This is a genomic window from Nocardioides sp. Arc9.136, assembly GCF_030506255.1.
Lineage (GTDB): Bacteria > Actinomycetota > Actinomycetes > Propionibacteriales > Nocardioidaceae > Nocardioides.
This window is the reverse complement of sequence record NZ_CP113431.1, coordinates 2,393,811-2,417,500: the sequence shown is the minus strand read 5'-3', so window position 1 is coordinate 2,417,500 and position 23,690 is coordinate 2,393,811. Positions and strand designations below refer to the sequence as shown.

Here is a 23,690-nt window from a genome sequence, read left to right as displayed (position 1 = left end):
TTTCTTGCCGGAGGTAGAGCACTGGATAGCCGATGGGCCCGACCAGGTTACTGACGTTAGCCAAACTCCGAATGCCGGTAAGTGAGAGCGCAGCAGTGAGACTGCGGGGGATAAGCTCCGTAGTCGAGAGGGAAACAGCCCAGACCATCAGCTAAGGCCCCTAAGCGGTGACTAAGTGGAAAAGGATGTGGAGTCGCATTGACAACCAGGAGGTTGGCTTGGAAGCAGCCACCCTTGAAAGAGTGCGTAATAGCTCACTGGTCAAGTGATTCCGCGCCGACAATGTAGCGGGGCTCAAGTCATCCGCCGAAGCTATGGCATTCATGCGTTAACTAAGCCGCCTTTTGGGTTGGTTCAGGTGTGTGGATGGGTAGGGGAGCGTCGTGTCGCGAGTGAAGCTCCGGGGTGACCCAGGGGTGGACGCGACACGAGTGAGAATGCAGGCATGAGTAGCGAATCACGTGTGAGAAACACGTGCGCCGAATGATCAAGGGTTCCAGGGTCAAGCTAATCTGCCCTGGGTAAGTCGGGACCTAAGGCGAGGCCGACAGGCGTAGTCGATGGACAACGGGTTGATATTCCCGTACCGGCAAAGTAGCGCCCATGACGAACCTGGTGATGCTAACCACCCGAAACCTTGCTTACTGAACCCTTCGGGGGGATGGGGCTTGGCGGAGCGTGGGACCCGAGCTGGTAGTAGTCAAGCGATGGGGTGACGCAGGAAGGCAGCCCAACCACGGCGATGGTTGTCCGTGGCCAAGGATGTAGGGAGCAGTGTAGGTAAATCCGTACTGCTGACTTTGATGTCGATCCTGAGATCTGATGGGGACCCAATTGTGGGGAAGTGGGTGATCCTATGCTGTCGAGAAAAACCTCTAGCGAGCTACGCGCCGCCCGTACCCCAAACCGACTCAGGTGATCAGGTAGAGAATACCAAGGCGATCGAGCGAACCATGGTTAAGGAACTCGGCAAAATGCCCCCGTAACTTCGGGAGAAGGGGGGCCCGATCTGTGATCCCACTTGCTGGGGGAAGCAGTGACGGCCGCAGAGACCAGGCCCAAGCGACTGTTTACTAAAAACACAGGTCCGTGCGAAGTTGTAAGACGATGTATACGGACTGACTCCTGCCCGGTGCTGGAAGGTTAAGGGGACCTGTTAGACGCACTTGTGTGTCGAAGCGGAGAACTTAAGCCCCAGTAAACGGCGGTGGTAACTATAACCATCCTAAGGTAGCGAAATTCCTTGTCGGGTAAGTTCCGACCTGCACGAATGGAGTAACGACTTGGGCGCTGTCTCAACCGTGGACTCGGCGAAATTGCACTACGAGTAAAGATGCTCGTTACGCGCGGCAGGACGGAAAGACCCCGGGACCTTTACTATAGTTTGGTATTGGTGTTTGGTTCGGCTTGTGTAGGATAGGTGGGAGACTGTGAAGCATTCACGCCAGTGAGTGTGGAGTCATCGTTGAAATACCACTCTGGTCGTACTAGATGTCTAACCTAGGTCCGTGATCCGGATCAGGGACAGTGCCTGATGGGTAGTTTAACTGGGGCGGTTGCCTCCTAAAATGTAACGGAGGCGCTCAAAGGTTCCCTCAGCCTGGTTGGCAATCAGGTGGCGAGTGTAAGTGCACAAGGGAGCTTGACTGTGAGACAGACATGTCGAGCAGGGACGAAAGTCGGAACTAGTGATCCGGCGTCGGCATGTGGAAGCGACGTCGCTCAACGGATAAAAGGTACCCCGGGGATAACAGGCTGATCTTCCCCAAGAGTCCATATCGACGGGATGGTTTGGCACCTCGATGTCGGCTCGTCGCATCCTGGGGCTGGAGCAGGTCCCAAGGGTTGGGCTGTTCGCCCATTAAAGCGGCACGCGAGCTGGGTTTAGAACGTCGTGAGACAGTTCGGTCCCTATCCGCCGCGCGCGCAGGAAACTTGAGAAAGGCTGTCCCTAGTACGAGAGGACCGGGATGGACGAACCTCTGGTGTGCCAGTTGTCCCGCCAGGGGCACGGCTGGTTAGCTACGTTCGGAAGTGATAACCGCTGAATGCATCTAAGCGGGAAGCACGTTTCAAGATGAGGTTTCCCACCACTTATGTGGGTAAGGCCCCCAGCAGAACACTGGGTTGATAGGCCGGAGGTGTACAGCAGCAATGCCTAGCCGACCGGTACTAATAGGCCGAGGGCTTGTCCCACAACCACTCAACCAAGACAACAACCACGTTGCATGAGTGCTCGCGTCCACGAATCCAGAACACAGTTCGACCCCACGATAAGTGGGTGCACGACACATGTGAACAGAGGCTTGGCCACACCCGGCTGACAACACGCCAGGGTGTGGACCGCTAGAGTTACGGCGGCCATAGCGAAAGGGAAACACCCGGTCCCATCCCGAACCCGGAAGTTAAGCCTTTCAGCGCCGATGGTACTGCAACCGCGAGGTTGTGGGAGAGTAGGACGCCGCCGGACAACACTTGAAGAACAGCGCCATCCCTCCGGGGATGGCGCTGTTCTGCATTTCCTAGTGGAGTTCGCCCATGCCGTGCGGGCGCCAGTTGTCGTCCACCGAGCCGGCTCGGGCTCGAGCGTCCACAGATGAGGCGGGTCGAGCGTCGGGACGTCGGCGCTGGCACCGAGCGTTGGTCCCGGAGGTGATGTGCAATGTCTGCACGCACGAAGGAGAAGGTCAGCGCTGCCGGGGGCGCCGTCGAGCACGTGAACGAGGTGCGGCTGGTCGGCCGGGTGTCGCTCGCTCCGCACGAGCGGGTGCTGCCCAGCGGGGACGCGGTGTGGGTGTTCCGCCTGGCGGTGACGCGCACGGGGGACCCCGGCCGCTCGAAGCAGACCGTCGATGCGCTGGAGTGCGCGGTGTGGGCGGCCCGCCCACGCCGTTCCGTCGCCGGCTGGCGGGTGGGCGACGTCGTCGAGGTGACCGGCTGCCTGCGCCGGCGGTTCTTCCGTGCGGGCGGAGCCGCCGCGTCCCGGACCGAGGTCGAGGTTCGGGCGGTGCGGCTCATCCGTCGGGCAGCGACCGGATGAGGACCCCGAGGCTCGGCTTGGGCTGGAAGGACGTCGCCTTCTCAGGCAGCAACCGGTCCGCGGCGACGATCCGCAGGACGGTCTCCACCCCCGGGGCGGGCAGCAGCACGGCGGTGCCCGCCTGCGGCGAGGCGTGGGCCAGCGCGTCCTCGGCCGAGTGGTGGTAGCCGATGCGGTGCGGGCCCCGCGGGAGCGCCGGCACCAGGTCCTCGTGCAGGACCTCCACCGGCAGGCGGGAGTGGTCGACGGTCACCTGGAGCGACGCCCAGCGCCGCCCGTCGGTCACCACCAGGGTGTCGGGTGCGAGGGCGTCGACGGCGGCGAGGTGCGCACGCTCGCGGAACCGGGCGCCGACCGCGTCGGCGGCTGCGCGGACGTCGTCGAAGTGGCTCCCGGCCAGGGTCCGGTGGATCGCGCCCAGGAACAGGGGGGTGTCGTCCTGGTCGACCAGCATGGCCAGCCCGCGGTCGTGGGCCGTGCCGGGGAAGCGTCGCTGGAGGCGGAGGTAGGCGCCGTACCGGTGGTGGCCGTCGGCGATGAGCGCCCGCGCGCCGCGGAGCTGCGTCGCGACGGCCCGGAGGCGCTCGGGGTCGCGCACCGCCCAGACCCGGTGCTGCTGCTGCGCGCGGTCGGTGAACTCCGACTCCGCCGGTTCGGCCTGCACCCTCGTCAGGAGGTCGCGCAGCTCGGAGCTGCCGCGGTGCACGAGCAGGATGGGTGCCGGGTTGAGCCGCATCTGCTCCATCCGGTCGGCCAGCTCGTCGGCCTGGGTGGGGTGAATGCCCTCGTGGGGGAGGACCGCTCGGTCCTCGGGCCTCCCGGCCCGCCTCGAGACGTCGAGCGCGCCGACCAGCCCACGGACGGTGATGCCGCCGGCGGTGTACTCGTGGAGGTACAGGGCGGGCTCGTGGTCCCGGGTGAGGTGCCCGCGCTCCTGCCACTGGGCGAGCCGGCCCGGCACGGCGGCGTACGGACGGGCGAAGGCGCGCGCCGACGCCGGGTCGCCCACGCGGCGGGGAGCGAGCCGGAGGGCCGCGAAGGGTCGGAGCTCCAGGGGACCCGCCACGTAGGGCGGTGTCACCACTGCGCTGGAGTCCATCGACGCATCGTAGGGTGCGTCGACAACGACGCCCGGAGGAGGCAAGCGTGCTCGGCAGCTCGGTGACCGCCCTGGTCGAGGCCCACGACCTGGCGATGCTCGACCTCGACGGTGTCGTGTACGTCGGCGGCGAGTCGGTGCCCGGAGCGCCCGACCACCTGGCTCAGGCCCGTGCTGCTGGCATGCGCCTGGCGTTCATCACCAACAACGCGTCCCGCACGCCCGCGACCGTGGCCGAGCACCTCACCCGGCTCGACGTGCCCGCGGGCCCGGAGGACGTCGTGACGTCGGCGCAGGCCGCTGCACGCGTGCTCGCCGAGCGACTTCGCGCGGGTGCCTCGGTGGTCCTGCTCGGTGCCGCCGGGTTGGAGGAGGCGGTACGGGCCGAGGGGCTGGTCCCGGTCGGCGTGGAGGACGAGGCCGAGGCGCTGGTCACCGGGTACGGCCCGGACGTGCTGTGGCGGGACATCATGCGGGCGTCGGTCCGGGTCCGCGACGGCCTGTGGTGGGTGGCGTCGAACACCGATATGAGCATCCCGACGGCGTACGGCGCGGCTCCGGGGCACGGCGTGCTGGTCGACACCGTCCGCCGGTTCGCCGGGGTGGACCCGGTCGTGGCCGGCAAGCCGCAGCGTCCGCTGCTCGACGAGACCGTGCGTCGTGTCGGTGGCGAGCGACCGTTGATGGTGGGCGACCGGCTCGACACCGACATCGAGGGTGCGCGTGCTGCGGGGATCGACTCCCTCCTGGTGCTGACCGGCGTGACCGGCCTGCCCGAGCTGCTCGCCGCGCGGCCCGAGGAGCGTCCGACGTACCTGGCCCCGGACCTCGCCGGCCTGCTCGAGGCGCACCCGTGCGCGGAGCCGGCCGAGGACCGGTGCGTCGTGGGCGGCTGGACCGCGGGGGTGGTCGACGGCCGGTTGCAGGCGCGTGGTGACGGCACCCCGGGTGACTGGTGGCGTGCCGTGGCGGTGGCGGGCTGGGCGCACGCCGACACGACGGGGGAGCCGCCCGACGCCTCGGGGCTGACGCCGCCCGCGACCGGCGGCGAGAGGTAGCCTCGCCCGCATGAGCGAGCAGCCCGACCTCCCTGCCGAGGGGACGAGCCCGTCCGAGCCCGTCCGCACCGGCGTGGAGCGGGTGGACCAGGTGATCGCCGCCGTCGAGGGGCTCGAGGAGCGCCCGCTCGAGGAGCACGTCGGCGTGTTCGAGACCGTCCACGACGAGCTGCGGCGCGCGCTGGACGCCGACCCGGGACCCGCCGACGACGCCGCCCCGCCGGCCGGCGACCCCGCCTGAGACCGCCGTGCCTCCTCGTCGCCTGCGGCTCGACGCCGAGCTGGTCCGCCGTGGGCTGGCGCGCTCCCGCGAGCACGCCAGCGAGCTGATCGCGGCGGGCCGGGTCACCGTCCAGGGCGCCCGGGCCACCAAGGCGGCGACCGGTGTGACCACCGACGTCGCGCTCGTCGTCGCGGACGACCCCGACCGCCCCGACTACGTCTCCCGGGGTGGCCACAAGCTGGCCGGTGCCCTCGCGGCGTTCGAGCCGCTCGGCCTGGCGGTCGCCGGCCGGCGCTGCCTGGACGCGGGGGCGTCGACCGGCGGCTTCACCGACGTCCTGCTCCGGCACGAGGCCGGCCAGGTGGTGGCCGTCGACGTCGGGTACGGCCAGCTCGCCTGGCGGCTGCAGCAGGACGAGCGCGTCGTCGTGCACGACCGCACCAACGTGCGCGAGCTCACCGTCGACCTGATCGGCGGTCCGGTCGACCTCGTCGTCGGGGACCTGTCGTTCATCTCCCTCGAGCTGGTGCTGGACGCGCTGCTCGGCGTGACGGCCGAGGACGGCGACCTGGCGCTGATGGTCAAGCCCCAGTTCGAGGTCGGCAAGGACCGGGTCGGCAAGGGCGGAGTGGTCCGGGACCCGGGCCTGCGCGCCGAGGCGGTGCTCGCGGTCGCCGACGCGGCGGCGCGGCGCGGCTGGGGTGCGCGGGCGGTGACGGTCAGCCCGTTGCCCGGTCCGTCGGGCAACGTCGAGTTCTTCCTGTGGCTGCGCCGCGGCCCGGCCACGGTGACCGCGGAGGACGTCCACAGCGTCGTGCGCGGCGGTCCGCCGTCGTCGGTGCCGGGTGAGAGGGTTGACCCGTGACCACGACCGAGCCGCCGACCCGGCGCGTCCTCATGCTCGCCCACACCGGGCGCGAGGAGGCGCGCGAGGTGGCGCTCGAGTTCTGCAAGGCGCTGAGCGCCAGCGGGATCGTGGTGCGCCTGCTCGCGGGCGAGGCGGCGGACCTGGGCCTCGACCCGACGGCGTACGACCCCTGCATCGAGATCGCCGAGGGCGAGGACGGCGCCGCGGCCGACTGCGAGCTGGCCGTCGTCATCGGGGGCGACGGCACGATCCTGCGGGCCGCCGAGATCACCTACCGCAGCCGGACGCCGGTCCTCGGGGTCAACCTGGGCCACGTGGGGTTCCTGGCCGAGGCCGAGGTCGACGACGTGGCCTCCACGATCGAGGCGGTCGTCGAGCGGCGGTACGTCGCGGAGGACCGGATGACCCTCGACGTGCGGGTCTTCCGCGACGGCGAGCTGGTCACCAGCACCTTCGCGGTCAACGACGCCAGCGTCGAGAAGGCCGCCCGCGAGCGGATGCTCGAGGTGGTCGTCGAGGTCGACGGCCGTCCGTTGTCCCGGTGGGGCTGCGACGGCGTGGTGTGCGCGACCCCGACCGGCTCGACGGCGTACAACTTCAGTGCGGGCGGCCCCGTCGTGTGGCCGGGCGTCGAGGCGCTGCTGATGGTCCCCATCAGCGCCCACGCGCTCTTCGCGCGGCCGCTGGTCGTGGCGCCCACCTCGGTCCTGGCGGTCGAGGTGCTGGCGCGGACCGAGGGCGCGGGCGTCCTGTGGTGCGACGGCCGCCGGACCGTGGACCTGCCGCCGGGCGCGCGGATCGAGGTGCGCCGCGGCGAGCACCCGGTGCGGCTGGTGCGGCTGCACGACTCGCCGTTCACCGACCGGCTGGTGGCCAAGTTCGGCCTGCCGGTCGAGGGCTGGCGGGGACAGGCAGAACGACGACGACGGGAGGTCTGAGGTGCTCGAGGAGATCCGCATCGGGTCGCTCGGCGTCATCGACTCCTCGACGCTCGAGCTCGGACCCGGCCTGACCGTGATCACCGGCGAGACCGGTGCCGGCAAGACGATGATCGTGACCGCGCTCGGCCTGCTGCTCGGCGGCCGGGCCGACAGCGGCGCGGTCCGCTCCGGCGCCCGCGCCGCGCGGGTCGAGGGCGTGGTCGACGCCCGTGCGCTGGCGTCGTTCGCCGCAGCGGTCGATGAGGCCGGGGGAGCGGTCGAGGACGACCGGGTGGTGCTCGCCCGCAACGTGGCGGCCGAGGGCCGCTCGCGCGCGTTCGTCGGCGGGGCGTCGGTCCCGGTCGCGACGCTCGCCGAGCTCGCCGAGCCGCTGGTCGCCGTCCACGGGCAGTCCGACCAGCACCGCCTGCTGCAGCCCCGGGCCCAGCGCGAGGCGCTGGACCGGTTCGGCGGGGCCGTGGTCACCGAGCTGCGCGAGCGCTACCGCGAGACCTACCGCCGGCTCGAGGCGACCGAGCGAGAGCTCGGCGAGGTGGTCGCCAGTGCCCGGGACCGTGCTCGCGAGGCGGACCTCCTGCGCTTCGGCCTCGAGGAGGTCGAGCAGGTCTCGCCCGAGCCCGGCGAGGACGAGACCCTCGCCGCGGAGGAGACTCGTCTGGGCTTCTCCGACACGCTCCGGACCGCCTCCGAGGTCGCTCGCGAGGCGCTGTCCAGCGAGCAGGGCTCCCCGGACGCGCTCGCGACCGTCTCCGCCGCCCGGTCCGCGCTCGAGGGCGTGCGCGAGCACGACGCCGAGGCCGGTGAGCTGGCCGACCGGTTGGCGGAGATCACCTACCTGCTCTCCGACGTCGCCGCCGACGTCGCGTCGTACGCCACACGCATCGAGACCGACCCGGCCCGGCTGGCCGCGGTCTCGGAGCGTCGGGCGACGCTGACGGCACTGACCCGGAAGTACGGCGAGACGATCGACGAGGTGCTGGCCTGGGCCGAGACGTCGTCGCGGCGGCTGCTCGAGCTGGACGGCACCGACGAGCGGATCGAGCAGCTGCGGACCGAGCGCGAGTCGCAGCGCACCGAGCTGGGCTCGCTCGCGGCCTCCCTCAGTGTGGCCCGCACCGAGGCGGCGGGCCGCCTGGCCGAGGAGGTCACCGCCGAGCTCGGGCTGCTGGCGATGCCGCACGCGAGGATCAGTGTCGAGGTGCGCCAGACCGTGCTCGACCCCGCCGCCCACCCGGGTGGGCTCGCCGGCCCGCACGCGCCGCTGCCGGTCGATGACCGCCACCTGCGCTACGGCTCGTCGGGCGTGGACGAGGTCGAGCTGCTGCTCGCGGCCAACACCGGGTCGGACCCCCGGCCGCTGCACAAGGGCGCGTCCGGTGGTGAGCTGTCCCGCGTCATGCTGGCGCTCGAGGTGGCCCTGGCCGGCACGAGCCCCGTGCCGACGTTCGTCTTCGACGAGGTCGACGCCGGGGTGGGCGGCACCGCCGCGGTCGAGATCGGCCGCCGGCTGGCCCGGCTCGCGCGCTCGGCCCAGGTGCTCGTCGTCACCCACCTGCCCCAGGTCGCAGCCTTCGCCGACCGGCACGTCGTGGTGGAGAAGTCCAGCGACGGCACGGTGACCAGCTCCGGGCTCACCGTCCTCGACGACTCCGCCCGGGAGCGCGAGCTCTCGCGGATGCTCGCCGGAATGACCGAGAGCGACACGGCGCTCGCCCACGCCCGTGAGCTGCTGGAGGTCGCCTCCACCGCCCGCGCCCTCGCCTGAGGTCGCGCCGGACCGGTCGACGCGGCTCGGGTGACCTCCACCACGCCGACGCGCCCGGCCGGGCACGGTCCGGCGAGGGGCAGGCGGCGCCTGTGACCATGGACGGGCCATGAGACTCACCACCCGACAGCAGACCGTCGACCTGCCCGGGGTGGTCGGGACGGCCCGCACCGACCGCCGTACCCGATCCCTGATCCCGCGGCTGCGGCCCGGCGACATCGCCGTCCTCGACCACCCGGCCCTCGACCGGGCCACGGCCCAGCGCCTCGTCGCCGCCGACGTCGCCGCGGTCGTGAACGCCTCGCCGATGGTCTCGGGTCGCTACCCGAACCTCGGTCCCGACGTCCTGCTCCGCGCAGGCGTGCCGATGGTCGACGGCCTCGGCGCCGCCGGGCTGGACGCGATCCCCGACGGCCGCCCGGTGCGGCTGCACGAGGGCCGGCTGCTCGATGCGACCGACGCCGGTGGCACGCGGGTGCTCGCCGCCGGCCGGGTCGTCGACGCCGACCGGTTGGCCGAGGACCTCGCCCGGGCCCGGCAGGGCCTGGCCACCCAGCTCGAGACCTTCACCCACAGCAGCACCGCCTTCCTCCACCGCGAGCAGGACCTGCTCCTGCACGGCATCGGCGTCCCGGCGCCGGCGACCCGGATCGCCGGCCGGACGGTGGTCGTCGTGGCCGGGGGGCACGACGTGGAGGCCGAGCTGCGGCGGCTGCGGTCCTACCTGCGCGAGCAGGAGCCGGTCATCGTCGCCGTCGGCCGCTCCGCCGACACGGTCGGGGAGGCCGGTCGTCGCGCGGACGTGGTCGTGCTCGACGCCGCCGAGCCCGGCGACGTGCCGACCGCGCGCTCGCTCAAGGCGGCCCGGGACGTCGTCGTGCGCACCGGCCGCGGCACCGACGGCAAGGAGACGGTCGACTCGCTGGACCGGCTCGGGGTCCGCGGGCTGCTGATGGAGACCGACGCCACCGCCGAGGACGCCGCCCTCGTGCTCGCCGACGCCGGGGACGCCTCGGTGGTCATCGGCGTGGGGATGCACGCGACGCTCGAGGAGTTCCTGGACCGCGAGCGCTCCGGCCTCGCCAGCACCTACCTCACCCGCCTCAAGCTCGGGCCCCGGCTGGTCGACGCCACGGCGGTGCCCTACCTCTACTCCGGGCGGGTGCGCCCCCACCACCTGCTCCTGGTCATGCTCGCCGGCCTGGTCGCCCTCGTCGCGGCCGTGGGCGTGACCCCCGTCGGCCAGGAATGGGCCGACCAGCTCTCCGACACCCTGCAAGGACTCCTCCCGTGATCACCTACCGCCACCACGTCGTCTCCCTCGTCGCCGTCTTCCTCGCGCTCGCCGTCGGGGTCGTCCTGGGCGGCGGGCCGCTCAGCGAGCTCGGCCGTGACGACGACCAGCAGGCGCCGGCCCGGACCGTCACCCAGCAGGCGCGCCTGGCGGCGGGGTACGGCGACACCTTCGCCGAGTCCGCCGCCGAGCGGCTCTACGACGGCGGTCTGGCCGACCGCCCGGTCGCGCTGCTCGCGATGCCCGGCGCCGACGACACCACCGTGGCCGGGCTGACCGAGCAGGTCGAGCTCGCCGGCGGGTCGGTGACCGGCCGCTACGACGTGCAGCCCGCGCTGGTCGCCGCGTCGGAGAAGGCCCTGGTCGACACGCTGGGCAGCCAGCTCGCCGCTGACCTCGGCACGGGCGTCGTGGACGCCGAGGCGTCGACGTACGCGCGGATGGGCCAGCTGGTCGGCGTGGCCCTGGCCACCACCGGCGACGAGGGCAGCCCGGCCACCGACGAGGCCGAGACCGTCCGCCAGAGCCTCGCCGCGGCCGAGCTCGTGGTGTCGCCGGAGGGCGAGGTCTCGCGCGCGCCGGTGGTGCTCGCGGTGCTCGGGGACACCGCGGCGACCGAGGGCGAGCTCGCGGTGCTCGACGGGTTGCTGGGCGGGATCGCCGAGACCTCCGCGGGTGTCGTGACGGTCGGGGACACCGACTCCGCGCGCACCGGGGGAGTGCTCGCCGCGCTGCGCCGCGAGCCGGTCGCCGACGTCGTCACGACCGTCGACGGGGTCGAGTCGGCGCTGGGACAGGTCACCGCGGTGCTCGCGGTCCTGCGGCGTCTGTCCGGCGAGGGCGGGGCGTTCGGGGCCTCGGGAGCAGACGGCGCCGTGCCGTTGGGCTGACCGGGACGATCCTGGGATAGCATGGAGTCCCGTGAAGAACCCGACGCCCACCAAGCACGTGTTCGTGACCGGAGGCGTCGCCTCCTCGCTGGGCAAGGGTCTGACGGCCTCCAGCCTCGGTCGGCTGCTCCGCTCGCGCGGACTGCGCGTGACGATGCAGAAGCTCGACCCGTACCTCAACGTCGATCCCGGGACGATGAACCCGTTCCAGCACGGCGAGGTCTTCGTGACCAACGACGGTGCGGAGACCGACCTCGACATCGGTCACTACGAACGCTTCCTCGACACCGACCTCAACCAGATCGCCAACGTCACCACCGGGCAGGTCTACTCCAGCGTCATCGCCAAGGAGCGCCGCGGCGACTACCTCGGTGACACCGTCCAGGTGATCCCGCACATCACCAACGAGATCAAGGACCGCATCCGCGCCATGGCCGGCGAGGGCGACGACGCCGTCGACGTGGTCATCACCGAGGTGGGCGGCACGGTCGGCGACATCGAGTCGCTGCCGTTCCTGGAGGCCGCCCGACAGGTCCGGCACGACGTCGGCCGCGACAACTGCTTCTTCATCCACGTCTCGCTGGTGCCCTACATCGGTCCCTCGGGCGAGCTGAAGACCAAGCCGACCCAGCACTCGGTCGCCGCGCTCCGCCAGGTCGGCATCCAGCCGGACGCCGTCGTCTGCCGCGCCGACCGCGAGCTGCCCGAGAGCATCAAGAAGAAGATCGCGCTCATGTGCGACGTCGACGAGGAGGCGGTCGTCACCTGCGCCGACGCCCCCTCGATCTACGACATCCCCAAGGTCCTGCACCGTGAGGGCCTCGACGCCTACCTCGTGCGGCGCCTCGACCTCCCTTTCCGCGACGTCGACTGGACGGCGTGGGACGACCTGCTGCGCCGGGTGCACCACCCCCGCGAGGAGGTCACGGTTGCGCTCGTCGGCAAGTACATCGACCTGCCCGACGCCTACCTCTCGGTCGCCGAGGCGCTGCGCGCCGGCGGCTTCGCGCACGAGGCGAAGGTCAACCTGCGCTGGGTGCCCTCCGACGGGTGCCAGACGCTGGCCGGTCAGCAGCGGCACCTCAGCGACGTCGACGCGATCTGCGTCCCCGGCGGCTTCGGCATCCGCGGCCTCGAGGGCAAGGTCGGCGCGCTGACGTACGCCCGCACGCACGGGATCCCGACCCTCGGCCTGTGCCTGGGTCTGCAGTGCATGGTGATCGAGTACTCCCGCAACGTCGGCGGTCTCGAGAAGGCCGACTCCACCGAGTTCGACCCCGGCACCGCCGAGCCGGTCATCGCCACGATGGCCGAGCAGAAGGAGTACGTCGAGGGCGCCGGCGACCTGGGCGGCACCATGCGGCTCGGGCTCTACCCCGCGCGCCTGGCCGACGGCTCGATCGTCCGCGAGCTCTACGGCGCCACGGAGATCCAGGAGCGGCACCGCCACCGCTACGAGGTCAACAACGCCTACCGCCAGCAGCTGCAGGACGCCGGGCTCGTGTTCTCCGGCACCAACCCCGAGCTGGACCTCGTGGAGTTCGTCGAGCTGCCCCGTGAGGTGCACCCGTTCTACGTCTCCACCCAGGCCCACCCCGAGCTGCGCTCGCGCCCGACGCGCCCCCACCCGCTCTTCGCGGGCCTGGTCGGCGCGGCGATCGAGCGGCAGCGCGAGTTGCGGTTCCCGATCGACGTGGACGCGCCCGCCGAGGCATCGGTCGAGGCCTGACCCGCCGGCCCGCCACGGCGGCCGGGGGAGTGGTCTCCCGGTCCGCGGTGCGGCCGACGCGACCTGGTGGGCGCCGGTCCGGAGGGGGCTGGGTACCGTCGCCGGCATGTCGACGCACCCGCTGGAGGACCGCCCCGAGCGGTGGTCGGTGACCGAGAGCAGCTACCTCTACGAGGGCGACTGGGTGGTCTCGCTCCGCGCCGACCAGGTACGCCGCGCAGGGGCCGATGGCGAGGAGCCGTTCCGGCGGCTGGTGCTGGAGCACCCCGGCGCGGTGATCGTGCTGGCTCTCGACGACGGCGACCGCGTCCTGTGCCTGGCGCAGTACCGCCACGCCGCCGGCCGCCGGTTCGTCGAGCTCCCCGCGGGGCTGCTGGACGGCCCGGCCGAGGAGGAGCCGCTCGACGTCGCCCGCCGCGAGCTGCGCGAGGAGGCGCTGCTGGAGGCGGAGGACTGGACGCACCTGGCGACGACATGGTCCTCGCCTGGGATCTCCGCGGAGGTCATGCACCTCTTCCTCGCCCGCGGCCTGAGCACCGTCGACCGGGGGGACTTCGTGCTGGAGCACGAGGAGGCCGACATGGAGACCTTCTGGGTGCCGTTCGCCGAACTGCGGGACGCGGTGCTGGAGGGCCGGGTCGGCGACGGTCCGCTCGTGCAGGCGGTGCTCCTGGCCGAGGCGAAGGGGCTCGTCCCCGGGGCCGAGAACGACTCCGCACTGTGACCTGTGTGACACCTCCGAGCGGTAGGGTCGCGGCGTCGCCACAACGGTGTGGCGGCGTCCCCGGAGCAGACAGGAACCCACGCCCGTGAAGGTCGGTGTCCCGAAGGAAGTCAAGAACCACGAGTACCGCGTCGCGATCACGCCGATCGGGGTGCACGAGCTCGTCGCGCACGGCCACGAGGTGCTGGTCGAGGCGGGTGCAGGTGTGGGGTCGTCGATCCCGGACGAGGAGTACGTCGCGGCGGGCGCGAGGATCGTCGGGGACGCCGACGAGACCTGGGGTGCGGCGGAGATGGTGCTGAAGGTCAAGGAGCCGGTGGCCGAGGAGTACCACCGGTTGCGCGAGGACCTGACGTTGTTCACCTACCTGCACCTGGCGGCCGACAAGCCGTTGACCGAGCAGCTGTTGGCCGCCAAGGTCACCGGCATCGCCTACGAGACGGTGCAGCTGCCCTCGGGCGGGCTGCCGTTGCTGTACCCGATGTCGGAGGTCGCGGGTTGCCTGGCCCCGCAGGTCGGTGCCTACAGCCTGCTCAAGGCCGAGGGTGGCCGTGGGGTGCTGATGGGTGGTGTCGGTGGTGTGGCGAACGCGAAGGTCGTCATCATCGGTGCCGGTGTGAGCGGGCAGAACGCCGCGAACATCGCGTTGGGCATGGGTGCGGACGTGACGCTGCTCGACACCGACCTGGACAAGCTGCGGATGTCGTTCTGGCGCTACAACAACCGGGTGCACGGGTTGGCGTCCTCGAAGCTGGCGATCGAGCAGCAGGTGACCGAGGCCGACCTGGTGATCGGTGCGGTGCTGATCCCGGGTGCGGCGGCGCCGAAGCTGGTGACCAACGAGCTGGTCTCGCGGATGAAGCCGGGTTCGGTGCTGGTCGACATCGCGGTGGACCAGGGTGGGTGCTTCGAGGACACCCGGCCCACGACGCACGCGGACCCGACGTACCAGGTGCACGGGTCGACGTTCTACTGCGTGGCGAACATGCCGGGGGCGGTGCCGAACACCTCGACGTATGCGTTGACCAACGCGACGTTGCCCTACGTCGTGGCGCTGGCCGACAAGGGTTGGGCGCGGGCGTGCCGGGAGGACGCCTCGCTCGCGCTGGGCCTGAACACCCGTGCGGGGCAGCTGACCAACGCCCCGGTCGGGGAGGCCGTCGGGATCGACGCGGTCGCGCTCGACGAGGTGCTGGCCTGAGCACCACGCAGAGGGAGCAGCGGGAGCAGCAGGAGCACCCGGAGCAGCACCCGGGACGGCAGCGGGCGAGTGCGGTCGCGCGGGCGGTCCGCACCTACCTCGACCACCTGGCGGTCGAGCGGGGCCTCGCGGCGAACACGCTCTCGTCGTACCGCCGGGACCTGCGCCGGTACCTCGAGCACCTCGACACCGAGGGGGTCACCGACCTCGCCGGGGTCAGCGAGTCGACGGTCTCGGGCTTCCTGGCGCGCCTGCGCGAGGGCGACGCGGACCACCCGCCGCTCAGCTCGACCTCGGCGGCGCGGACGGTCGTCGCCGTGCGCGGCTTCCACAAGTTCGCGGTGGCCGACGGACTGGCCGAGGTCGACCCGGCCAGCGCGGTCAAGCCGCCGACGCCGGCCAAGCGCCTGCCCAAGGCGCTGCCGCTCGCGGACGTGGAGGCGATCCTGGAGGCGGCCGGTGCGCCCGGGACCGCCCTGGCGCTGCGCGACCGGGCACTGCTCGAGGTGCTCTACGGCACCGGGGCGCGCATCTCCGAGGCCGTCGGCCTCGACGTCGACGACCTCGACGGCGTCGACGGGACGGTGCTCCTGCGCGGCAAGGGCAGCAAGGAGCGGCTGGTGCCGGTCGGGTCCTACGCCCGCGAGGCCGTCGACGCCTACCTCGTGCGCGGCCGCCCCGAGCTGGCGCAGGCCACGTCGCCGACCGGCAACGGCGGCGCGCTCTTCCTCAACGCGCGAGGCGGCCGGCTCTCCCGCCAGTCGGCGTGGGCGGTGCTCGTCAAGGCCGCCGAACGGGCCGGCGTGACCAGGGACGTCTCGCCCCACACGTTGCGCCACTCCTTCGCCACGCACCTGCTCGACGGGGGCGCCGACGTGCGTGTCGTGCAGGAGCTCCTGGGGCACGCGTCGGTCACCACCACCCAGGTCTACACACTGGTCACCGTGGACAACCTGCGTGAGGTCTTCGCGACCGCCCATCCCCGAGCCCGCGACTGATGGCGCGGCTCGAGGTACCGACCACCTCCGACCCCGACGAGGTCTACGACGCCCTGAGCGGGTGGGTGGAGTCCCAGGGGCTCGAGATGTACCCGCACCAGGACGAGGCCCTCATCGAGCTGCTCGGCGGCAGCAACGTCGTGCTGGCCACGCCGACGGGCTCCGGCAAGTCGCTGGTGGCGGTCGGCGCGCACGCCGCGGCGCTCGCCACGGACCGGGTCAGCTTCTACACCGCGCCGATCAAGGCGCTGGTCAGCGAGAAGTTCTTCGCCCTCTGCGAGGTCTTCGGCGCCGACGACGTCGGCATGCTCACCGGCGACGCGTCGGTCAACCCCGACGCCCCGATCATCTGCTGCACCGCCGAGGTGCTCGCGAACCTCGCTCTGCGCGAGGGCACCCGCGCCGACGTGGGGCTCGTGGTCATGGACGAGTTCCACTACTACGCCGACCCGCAGCGCGGCTGGGCCTGGCAGGTGCCGCTGCTCGAGCTGCCCCAGGCGCAGTTCCTGCTCATGTCGGCGACCCTCGGGGACGTCACCGAGCTCGCCTCCGACCTGACCCGGCGCAACGGCCGCGAGACCGCGGTGGTCGACCAGGCCGAGCGTCCGGTGCCGCTGCACCCCAGCTGGTCGCTGACCCCGATGGCCGAGCAGCTCGAGGAGCTGGTCACGACCGGCCAGGCGCCGGTGTACGTCGTGCACTTCACCCAGGCCGCGGCCGTCGAGCACGCCACCTCGCTGCTGGCCGCCAAGAGGATCGAGAGCTCCGACAAGGAGGCGCTGGCCGAGCGGCTCGCCGGCTTCCGGTTCGGTGCCGGCTTCGGCAAGACCCTCGCCAAGCTCCTCAAGCGCGGCATCGGCGTCCACCACGCCGGCATGCTGCCGCGCTACCGGCGCCTGGTCGAGCAGCTGGCCCAGGCAGGCCTGCTGACGGTCATCTGCGGCACCGACACCCTCGGCGTCGGCATCAACGTCCCCATCCGCACCGTGCTCTTCACCGGGCTGGCGAAGTTCGACGGCACCCGGCAGCGGGTGCTGCGCTCGCGCGAGTTCCTGCAGATCGCCGGGCGCGCCGGCCGGGCCGGCTACGACACCGTCGGGTACGTCGTGGTGCAGGCGCCCGAGCACGTCATCGAGAACGAGAAGGCCAAGGCCAAGGCCGAGGCCAAGAACGCCGCGATGAGCGAGGAGAAGCGCGCCAAGCGCAAGTCCAAGGCGCAGCTGAGGAAGGCGCCCGAGGGCGCGGTGGTGTGGACCGAGCAGACCTACGAGAAGCTCGTCGCCGGCACGCCCGAGCCGTTGACCAGCCGGATGAAGGTCGACAACGCCATGCTCATCAACGTCCTCGCCCGCGAGGAGGACGCCTTCCCCGTGCTGCGGCGCCTGGTCCAGGACAACCACGAGGACCGGCGCAGCCAGCTGCGGCTGAGCCGGCGTGCCGTACGCCTGGCCCGGAGCCTGGTCCGCTCCGGCGTGATCACCCGGCTCGACGAGCCCGACGAGCACGGTCGTCGCTACGTCCTCACCGTGGACCTGCCGCCGGACTTCGCGCTCAACCAGCCGCTCGCCCACTTCGCGCTGGCCGCGCTCGACGTGCTCGACCCCGAGGCCGAGGAGCACACCCTCGACATCGTCTCCGTCGTCGAGGCCGTCCTCGAGGCGCCCCGGCAGATCCTCTTCGCCCAGCAGCACGCCGCCCGCGGGGAGGCCGTCGCGGAGATGAAGGCCGACGGGCTGGAGTACGACGAGCGGATGGCGCTGCTGGAGGAGATCACCTGGCCCCAGCCGCTGCGCGAGCTGCTGGAGGCGGCCTACGAGCTCTACCGGGAGGGCCACCCCTGGCTCCCACCGGTCGAGCAGAGCGAGTCGCTGGCACCGAAGTCGATCGTGCGCGAGATGTACGAGCAGGGCATGACCTTCACCGACTTCGTCTCCCGCTACCAGCTGGCCCGCTCCGAGGGGCTCGTGCTGCGCTACCTCACCGACGCCTACCGGACGCTGCGCCACACCGTCCCCGAGAGCCACCGCACCCCCGAGCTCGAGGACCTCCTGGAGTGGCTGGGGGAGACGGTGCGCCAGACCGACTCCTCGCTGCTCGACGAGTGGGAGGCGCTCAACGACCCCGCGCACGTACGCCGCGACGTGGCCGAGCACGCCCCGCCGCCTCCGCCCCGGCCGATCTCCAAGCAGGACCGGGCCTTCCGCGTGATGGTCCGCAACGCGATGTGGCGCCGGGTCGAGCTGGTCGCCCGCGACGACCTCGACGGCCTCATGACCATGGAGCGCGCCGACGCCGACCGGACCGACCCGCCCGCGGAGGTGGTGATGACCCGCTCGGCCTGGGACCAGGCGATCGAGGCCTACTACGCCGAGCACGACACCGTCCTGCTCGACGCCGACGCGCGGGGTCCCCAGCTGCTGGAGACCCGGCCCGGCGACCCGCAGGAGGGTCGCACCTGGCACGTGCGCCAGACGCTGCACGACCCCGAGGACCACCACGACTGGGTCGTCGACGCGGTGGTCGACCTCGACGCCTCCGACGAGGCCGGTGAGCTGGTGCTGCGGACCCGGGCCTTCCACCGGCTCGGCGGGTAGCCGGCCCCGGGGCCCGGGTTTGGTCCAGGGGGCCGCAGGCAAACGGGGGGTGTGACCGAGAACCACCTGCAGCCCCACGTCCTCGTGCTCTTCGGCGCGCGGGGCGACCTCGCCAAGCGCAAGCTGTACCCGGGCCTCTACCGGCTCGCGGCCGCCGGCCGGCTCCCCGCGTCGTACGCCGTCATCGGCAGCGGCCGGCACGCGCCGGACTCGCGCGAGGAGTTCCAGGACCTGGTGCGCGACGCCGTCCGGGGCAGCCTCGACGAGGTGGACGAGGGGACCCTCGAGGACCTGGTCGGCCGGGTGTCGTTCACGGCCTCGTCGGCTGACGACGGCTCGGACCTCGCCGCCGCCGTGCGTGACGCCGAGCAGGAGCTGGGTGACGGCGTCCGTCGCCTCGTCTACCTCTCGGTGCCGCCGTCGGCGATGCAGGGCATGGTCGGGATGCTCGGGCGCGAGGGGATCGCCGAGCGGGCCCGCCTGGTGGTCGAGAAGCCCTTCGGGCTGGGCCTGGAGTCCTCCCGGGAGCTCGACCGCACCCTCAAGGAGGTCGTCGAGGAGGACGCGATCTTCCGCATCGACCACTTCCTGGGCAAGGAGGCGGTGCAGGACATCCTCGCGCTGCGCTTCGCCAACCGGCTGCTCGAGGCGGCGTGGTGCGCCCGCGACGTCGCCTCGGTGCAGATCGACGTGCCCGAGGCGCTCGGCCTCGAGGGGCGGGGCGGGTTCTACGAGGGCACCGGCTGCCTGCGCGACATGATCTCGACCCACCTGTGCCAGCTGCTCGGCTTCGTCGCCATGGACCGCCCCCGCGACTTCAGCGCCGAGGCCCTGCGCGACGCCAAGTCCGAGGTCTTCCGGTCGCTCCAGCCGCTCGACCCGGGTCGTGCCGTCTTCGGCCAGTACGCCGGCTACCGGGACGAGGAGGACGTCGACGACGACTCCCAGGTCGAGACGTTCGTGGCGCTCGAGGCCCGCGTCGACAACGACCGGTGGCGCGGGGTGCCGTTCTACCTGCGCACCGGCAAGGCCCTGGCCGAGGGACGACGCACCATCACGCTGCGGTTCCGCGAGCCCGACGAGCAGCTCTTCGAGCAGGTGGCCTGCCCGCACGAGCTGGTCTTCGAGCTCACCGACGAGCCCGAGGTCAAGGTCGACGTGCGCGCGAAGCGCCCGGGCCCGGAGATGGTCGTCTGTGCGGCGACGATGCGGCTCGACCTCGAGCGCGAGTTCCCCGACGCCGAGCCGCTCGAGGCCTACGAGCGGCTGCTGCTGGACGTGATGCGGGGCGACCAGATGCTCTTCACCCGCGCCGACGAGGTCGACCGGCTCTGGGAGGTCTGCCAGCCGCTGCTGGACGACCCGCCGGCGCTGCAGTCCTACGAGCAGGGCTCGTGGGGCCCCGACGCCGCGCTCGCGCTGGCCGAGGGCGGCTGGCGGCTCGGTGGCTGACCCGCCCGAGCGCGACCAGCCCGACCAGCCAGACCGCCCGGACCGGGGACCGACGTACCCGCCCATCGCCGACCACGGGCTGATCGGCGACCTGCGCACGTGCGCGCTGGTCGACGCCCACGCCACGATCGACTGGCTCTGCGCGCCGCGCTTCGACTCCCCGAGCGTCTTCGGCGCCCTGCTGGACCCCGACGCGGGCTCGTGGCGGATCGAGCCGGTCGGCGGGACCACCACGACCCACCAGTTCTACCTGCCCGACACCACGATCCTGATCACCCGGTTCCACACCGAGGAGGGGGTCGTGGAGGTCCACGACTTCATGCCGGTGCTGCGCGCCGACGACCCCGACCACCGGCAGCGCGTCGTACGTCGCGTGGCGGGCGTGCGGGGGACCAGCCGGCTGCGGATGGTGCTCGAGGCGCGGCCCGACTACGGCCGGGCGGCGGCCGAGGTCACCGAGGTCGAGGGTGGCCTCCTGGTGACCGGCGACGGGGTGCGCCTGGGGTTGTCGGCCACCACGGGCCTGGAGGTCGTCGACGGCACGGTCAGCGCCGAGGTCGAGGTGTCCTCGGGCGAGCACGTGCTGTTCGTGCTCGAGGTGCTCGAGGAGGGCGGCGAGGTGCACCCGGGGGAGCGGCTGGACACCGACGAGCTGTTCGAGGCGACCTCCTCCTTCTGGCGCGGCTGGCTCTCGCAGTCGACGTACGTCGGGCGCTGGCGGGAGATGGTCAACCGCTCCGCGCTCACCCTGAAGCTGCTCACCCACGAGCCGTCCGGCGCCATCATCGCGGCCCCGACGACCAGCCTCCCGGAGGAGATCGGCGGCACCCGCAACTGGGACTACCGCTACGTGTGGATCCGCGACGCCGCGTTCAGCCTCTACGCGCTGCTGAAGCTGGGCTTCACCGAGGAGGCCGCCCGGTTCATGGCGTGGCTCTCCGAGCGGATCGGCGAGGACGCCGAGGTCGATCCCGAGACCGGACCGCTGCGGGTGGCCTACGACATCGACGGCAACGTGCCGCAGGAGCGCGAGCTGGGCCACCTGCGCGGCTACCGCGACTCCGCGCCGGTGCGGGCGGGCAACGCCGCGACCGGACAGCTGCAGCTCGACATCTACGGCGAGCTCTTCGACTCCGTCTACCTGTTCAACAAGTACGGCCCCGGGATCAGCCACGACGCGTGGGCCGACCTCACCCGGCTGCTGTCGTGGGTGATGGAGAACTGGGACCGCGAGGACGCCGGGATGTGGGAGGTCCGGGGCGAGCCGCAGAAGCACACCGTCTCCCGCCTGATGTGCTGGGTGGCGGTCGAGCGGATGATGCGCACCGCCCGCCAGCGCGGGCTCCCCGGCGAGCTGGCCGAGTGGGCGGAGGTCCGCGACGCGATCTACCGCCGGATCATGGACCACGCGTGGGACCCCGACCTGGGCTCCTTCGTCGCCCACGAGGGCGCCTCGACCGTCGACGCGAGCGTGCTGCTCATGCCCATGGTGAAGTTCGTCGCGCCGAACGACCCGCGCTTCCTGTCCTCCCTCGCGGTGGTCGAGGAGCGGCTCGTCTCCGACACCCTCGTCTTCCGCTACGAGCCGGAGGCGACCGACGACGGCGTCGACGGCGAGGAGGGGACGTTCTCGATGTGCTCGTTCTGGTACGTCGAGGCGCTGACGCGCGCCGGCCGGCTCGACGACGCGCGGCTGGCGCTGGAGAAGATGTTCACCTACGCCAACCACCTCGGCCTCTACGGCGAGCAGGTCGGCCTCACCGGCGAGCAGCTGGGCAACTTCCCGCAGGCCTTCACCCACCTCTCGCTGATCAGCGCGGCCACCAACCTCGACGAGGCGCTCGGCTGACGCGACGTACGGTGGCGCCATGAGCGACGAGACGCCCCAGGTCCGCAACGACACGAGCGAGCACCGGTGGGTGGCCGAGCTGGACGGCCGGCTCGCCGGGTACGCCGAGTACCACCGCGACGGCGACACCGTCACCTTCACCCACACCGTCGTCGACGAGGACTTCGAGGGCCGCGGGGTCGGCTCGGCGCTCGCCCGGGCGGCGCTGGACGACGTGCGCGGCGAGGGGTCGGCGAAGGTCGTCGCGCAGTGCTCGTTCATCGCGGGCTGGATCGACAAGCACCCCGACTACCAGGACCTCCTCGCCTGATCCGGGCCGCCGGTGGCGGCGGTCGTCCTCCACAGGAAAGTGCACAGGAGGCGCCCCGCCTGTGCACCTGAGCGGGACCCCGTGCACACGTCGTGCACAGATCCGGGCCGGTGCCTGGGGGATTGCGCCGTCGTGTTGTTGCGCGTCGGAGAGCGGTCCTAGGGTGCGCGGGACGGTCACAAGTCGTGATGTCGACAAACGACCCCGCCGGCAGCGGCGTGGGTCGGGAATCAGGAGCAGCTGATGAGCGATGGTGGGTTCCACGCCGGTTCCGGTGCACCCGAGATGCCGCCCCTGATCCGCACCCCCACCCCGCCCGCGCGACCCGCGACCCCCGTGGAGGACGATTCCCGCGTGACCGAGCCGCTCCCGTTCGAACGTCCCGTCGTCCCCGCCCGCCAGGCGCGGGGGGCGGCTGGCGACGGGCCGGCGCTCGGCCCCACCGGGCGCCCGATGCCGGTGTTCCCGGACCCCCAGCCGGTGGCCGAGCACGGCCACGCCCGCGTGATCTCGATGTGCAACCAGAAGGGTGGCGTCGGCAAGACCACGACGACCATCAACCTCGGCGCCTCGCTGGTGGAGTACGGCCGCAAGGTCCTCCTCGTCGACTTCGACCCGCAGGGCTCGCTCTCGGTCGGGCTGGGCCTCAACCCGCACGAGATGGATCTGACGGTCTACAACCTGCTCATGGAGCGCGACGTCACGCTCGAGGACGTCGTCGTGCCCTCCGGCGTGCCCGGGATGGACCTGCTGCCCTCGAACATCGACCTCTCGGCCGCCGAGGTCCAGCTGGTCCACGAGGTCGCCCGTGAGCAGACGCTGCAGCGGGTGCTGGCGCCGGCGCTCGCGGAGTACGACGTCATCCTCATCGACTGCCAGCCCTCGCTGGGCCTGCTCACGGTCAACGCGCTGACCGCGAGCCACGGCGTGATCGTGCCGCTGGAGTGCGAGTACTTCGCGCTGCGCGGCGTCGCCCTGCTGAAGACCACCATCGACAAGGTCCGCGAGCGGCTCAACCCCGGCCTGGAGATCGACGGCGTGCTCGGCACCATGTTCGACGGCCGCACGCTGCACTCCCGCGAGGTGATGGAGCGGCTGGTCCAGGCCTGGGGCGAGAAGGTCTTCCACACCGTCATCCGCCGCACCGTGAAGTTCTCCGACTCGACCGTCGCGGGCGAGCCGATCACGACGTACGCCTCGAGCTCGGCCGGTGCCGACTCCTACCGCCAGCTCGCCCGGGAGGTGATCGCGCGGTGGCCCGCCGAGTGAGCCTGCCCTCGGCCGACGACCTGTTCCGCCCGACCGCGGTCCCCGACGAGGAGCCCGCGCGCAAGGCGGTCCGCGCCGTCCCCGACCGGCCCGAGGAGCCCTCCGACGCCCCGGCGCAGCGCGAGGACGGCCCGGCGAAGCCGGCCAAGAAGCCCAGCGGCCGGGTCCGCCACGACGAGAAGATGACGGTCTACGTCACCTCCGAGGAGCTGCTCGAGATCGAGCACGCCCGGCTCTCGCTGCGCCGTGCCCAGGGGCTCGCGGTCGACCGGGGCCGGCTGGTCCGGGAGGCGGTCGCGCTGGTGCTGGCCGACTACGAGGCCCACGGCGAGGACAGCGCGCTGGTCCGCCGGCTGAGCGAGTGACGGGCCGGGGGATGACCCGGG

General features: G+C 71.8%; 18 protein-coding genes, 2 rRNA genes and 1 pseudogene (1 of these 21 only partly in view). 20 read left to right on the top strand and 1 reads right to left on the bottom strand.

Annotation, left to right across the window (positions count from 1 at the left end; translation table 11 throughout):
* The 3 genes from OSR43_RS11770 to OSR43_RS11760 form a co-directional block, all read left to right on the top strand.
* Positions 1–2,196: ribosomal RNA gene (locus OSR43_RS11770) — 23S ribosomal RNA — on the top strand; it begins 945 nt to the left of the window's first position.
* Between the two features lie 157 nt (positions 2,197–2,353).
* Positions 2,354–2,470, top strand: a 5S ribosomal RNA gene (gene rrf / locus OSR43_RS11765).
* Between the two features lie 192 nt (positions 2,471–2,662).
* On the top strand, positions 2,663–3,040 hold the full coding sequence (locus OSR43_RS11760; RefSeq protein ID WP_302266743.1) for a single-stranded DNA-binding protein: 378 nt from the start codon (positions 2,663–2,665) through the stop codon (positions 3,038–3,040).
* On the opposite strand, the gene OSR43_RS11755 is transcribed toward OSR43_RS11760, so the two are convergent.
* Positions 3,015–4,139 carry a DUF1015 family protein gene (locus OSR43_RS11755; protein ID WP_302266742.1) on the bottom strand — a complete coding sequence of 375 codons (1,125 nt, stop codon included), beginning with the start codon at positions 4,137–4,139 and terminating at the stop codon, positions 3,015–3,017. The genes OSR43_RS11760 and OSR43_RS11755 overlap by 26 nt on opposite strands.
* A gap of 47 nt (positions 4,140–4,186) precedes the next feature.
* Here OSR43_RS11755 and OSR43_RS11750 point away from each other — a divergent pair, with 47 nt between their 5' ends.
* From OSR43_RS11750 to OSR43_RS11670, 17 genes and pseudogenes are all read left to right on the top strand, one after another.
* Positions 4,187–5,197 (top strand): HAD-IIA family hydrolase, encoded by a 1,011-nt coding sequence (locus tag OSR43_RS11750; protein WP_302266741.1) that lies wholly within the window; start codon positions 4,187–4,189, stop codon positions 5,195–5,197.
* 10 nt (positions 5,198–5,207) lie between these two features.
* The gene (locus OSR43_RS11745; RefSeq protein ID WP_302266740.1) at positions 5,208–5,438 is read left to right on the top strand and encodes a hypothetical protein; all 231 of its coding nucleotides are present in this window, start codon (positions 5,208–5,210) and stop codon (positions 5,436–5,438) included.
* 7 nt (positions 5,439–5,445) lie between these two features.
* Positions 5,446–6,285 (top strand): TlyA family RNA methyltransferase, encoded by an 840-nt coding sequence (locus OSR43_RS11740; protein ID WP_302266739.1) that lies wholly within the window; start codon positions 5,446–5,448, stop codon positions 6,283–6,285.
* Complete coding sequence (locus OSR43_RS11735) at positions 6,282–7,226, top strand: NAD kinase (protein ID WP_302266738.1); 945 nt, start codon at positions 6,282–6,284, stop codon at positions 7,224–7,226. Before OSR43_RS11740 ends, OSR43_RS11735 begins: the two co-directional genes overlap by 4 nt.
* 1 nt (position 7,227) lies before the next feature.
* The gene (gene recN, locus OSR43_RS11730; RefSeq protein WP_302266737.1) at positions 7,228–8,994 is read left to right on the top strand and encodes a DNA repair protein RecN; all 1,767 of its coding nucleotides are present in this window, start codon (positions 7,228–7,230) and stop codon (positions 8,992–8,994) included.
* A gap of 109 nt (positions 8,995–9,103) precedes the next feature.
* Positions 9,104–10,288, top strand: a complete 1,185-nt coding sequence (steA, locus tag OSR43_RS11725) for a putative cytokinetic ring protein SteA (RefSeq protein ID WP_302266736.1) — start codon at positions 9,104–9,106, stop codon at positions 10,286–10,288.
* Complete coding sequence (locus OSR43_RS11720; protein WP_302266735.1) at positions 10,285–11,178, top strand: copper transporter; 894 nt, start codon at positions 10,285–10,287, stop codon at positions 11,176–11,178. Before steA ends, OSR43_RS11720 begins: the two co-directional genes overlap by 4 nt.
* Positions 11,179–11,209: 31 nt before the next feature.
* A complete protein-coding gene (locus tag OSR43_RS11715; protein ID WP_302266734.1) occupies positions 11,210–12,907 on the top strand; it encodes a CTP synthase in 1,698 nt (565 codons plus the stop codon).
* Positions 12,908–13,013: 106 nt separating this feature from the next.
* Positions 13,014–13,631, top strand: a complete 618-nt coding sequence (locus OSR43_RS11710) for an NUDIX domain-containing protein (RefSeq protein ID WP_302266733.1) — start codon at positions 13,014–13,016, stop codon at positions 13,629–13,631.
* A gap of 85 nt (positions 13,632–13,716) precedes the next feature.
* Entirely contained in the window at positions 13,717–14,832 is a 1,116-nt protein-coding gene (gene ald / locus OSR43_RS11705) for an alanine dehydrogenase (protein WP_302266732.1), read from the top strand.
* An 80-nt stretch (positions 14,833–14,912) separates the two neighbouring features.
* A pseudogene (xerD, locus tag OSR43_RS11700) lies at positions 14,913–15,830 on the top strand (site-specific tyrosine recombinase XerD); the annotation flags it as partial.
* A complete protein-coding gene (locus OSR43_RS11695) occupies positions 15,830–18,424 on the top strand; it encodes an RNA helicase (RefSeq protein ID WP_302266731.1) in 2,595 nt (864 codons plus the stop codon). The pseudogene xerD and the gene OSR43_RS11695, both read left to right, overlap by 1 nt.
* Positions 18,425–18,475: 51 nt before the next feature.
* Entirely contained in the window at positions 18,476–19,876 is a 1,401-nt protein-coding gene (zwf, locus tag OSR43_RS11690; protein WP_302266730.1) for a glucose-6-phosphate dehydrogenase, read from the top strand.
* Complete coding sequence (locus OSR43_RS11685; protein WP_302266729.1) at positions 19,869–21,725, top strand: glycoside hydrolase family 15 protein; 1,857 nt, start codon at positions 19,869–19,871, stop codon at positions 21,723–21,725. The genes zwf and OSR43_RS11685 overlap by 8 nt, the downstream gene beginning before the upstream one ends.
* Before the next feature lie 19 nt (positions 21,726–21,744).
* The gene (locus tag OSR43_RS11680; RefSeq protein WP_302266728.1) at positions 21,745–22,035 is read left to right on the top strand and encodes a GNAT family N-acetyltransferase; all 291 of its coding nucleotides are present in this window, start codon (positions 21,745–21,747) and stop codon (positions 22,033–22,035) included.
* Positions 22,036–22,488: 453 nt separating this feature from the next.
* Positions 22,489–23,304 carry a ParA family protein gene (locus tag OSR43_RS11675; RefSeq protein WP_367891529.1) on the top strand — a complete coding sequence of 272 codons (816 nt, stop codon included), beginning with the start codon at positions 22,489–22,491 and terminating at the stop codon, positions 23,302–23,304.
* The gene (locus tag OSR43_RS11670; RefSeq protein WP_302266726.1) at positions 23,289–23,669 is read left to right on the top strand and encodes a hypothetical protein; all 381 of its coding nucleotides are present in this window, start codon (positions 23,289–23,291) and stop codon (positions 23,667–23,669) included. The genes OSR43_RS11675 and OSR43_RS11670 overlap by 16 nt, the downstream gene beginning before the upstream one ends.
* Positions 23,670–23,690: the final 21 nt, after the last annotated feature.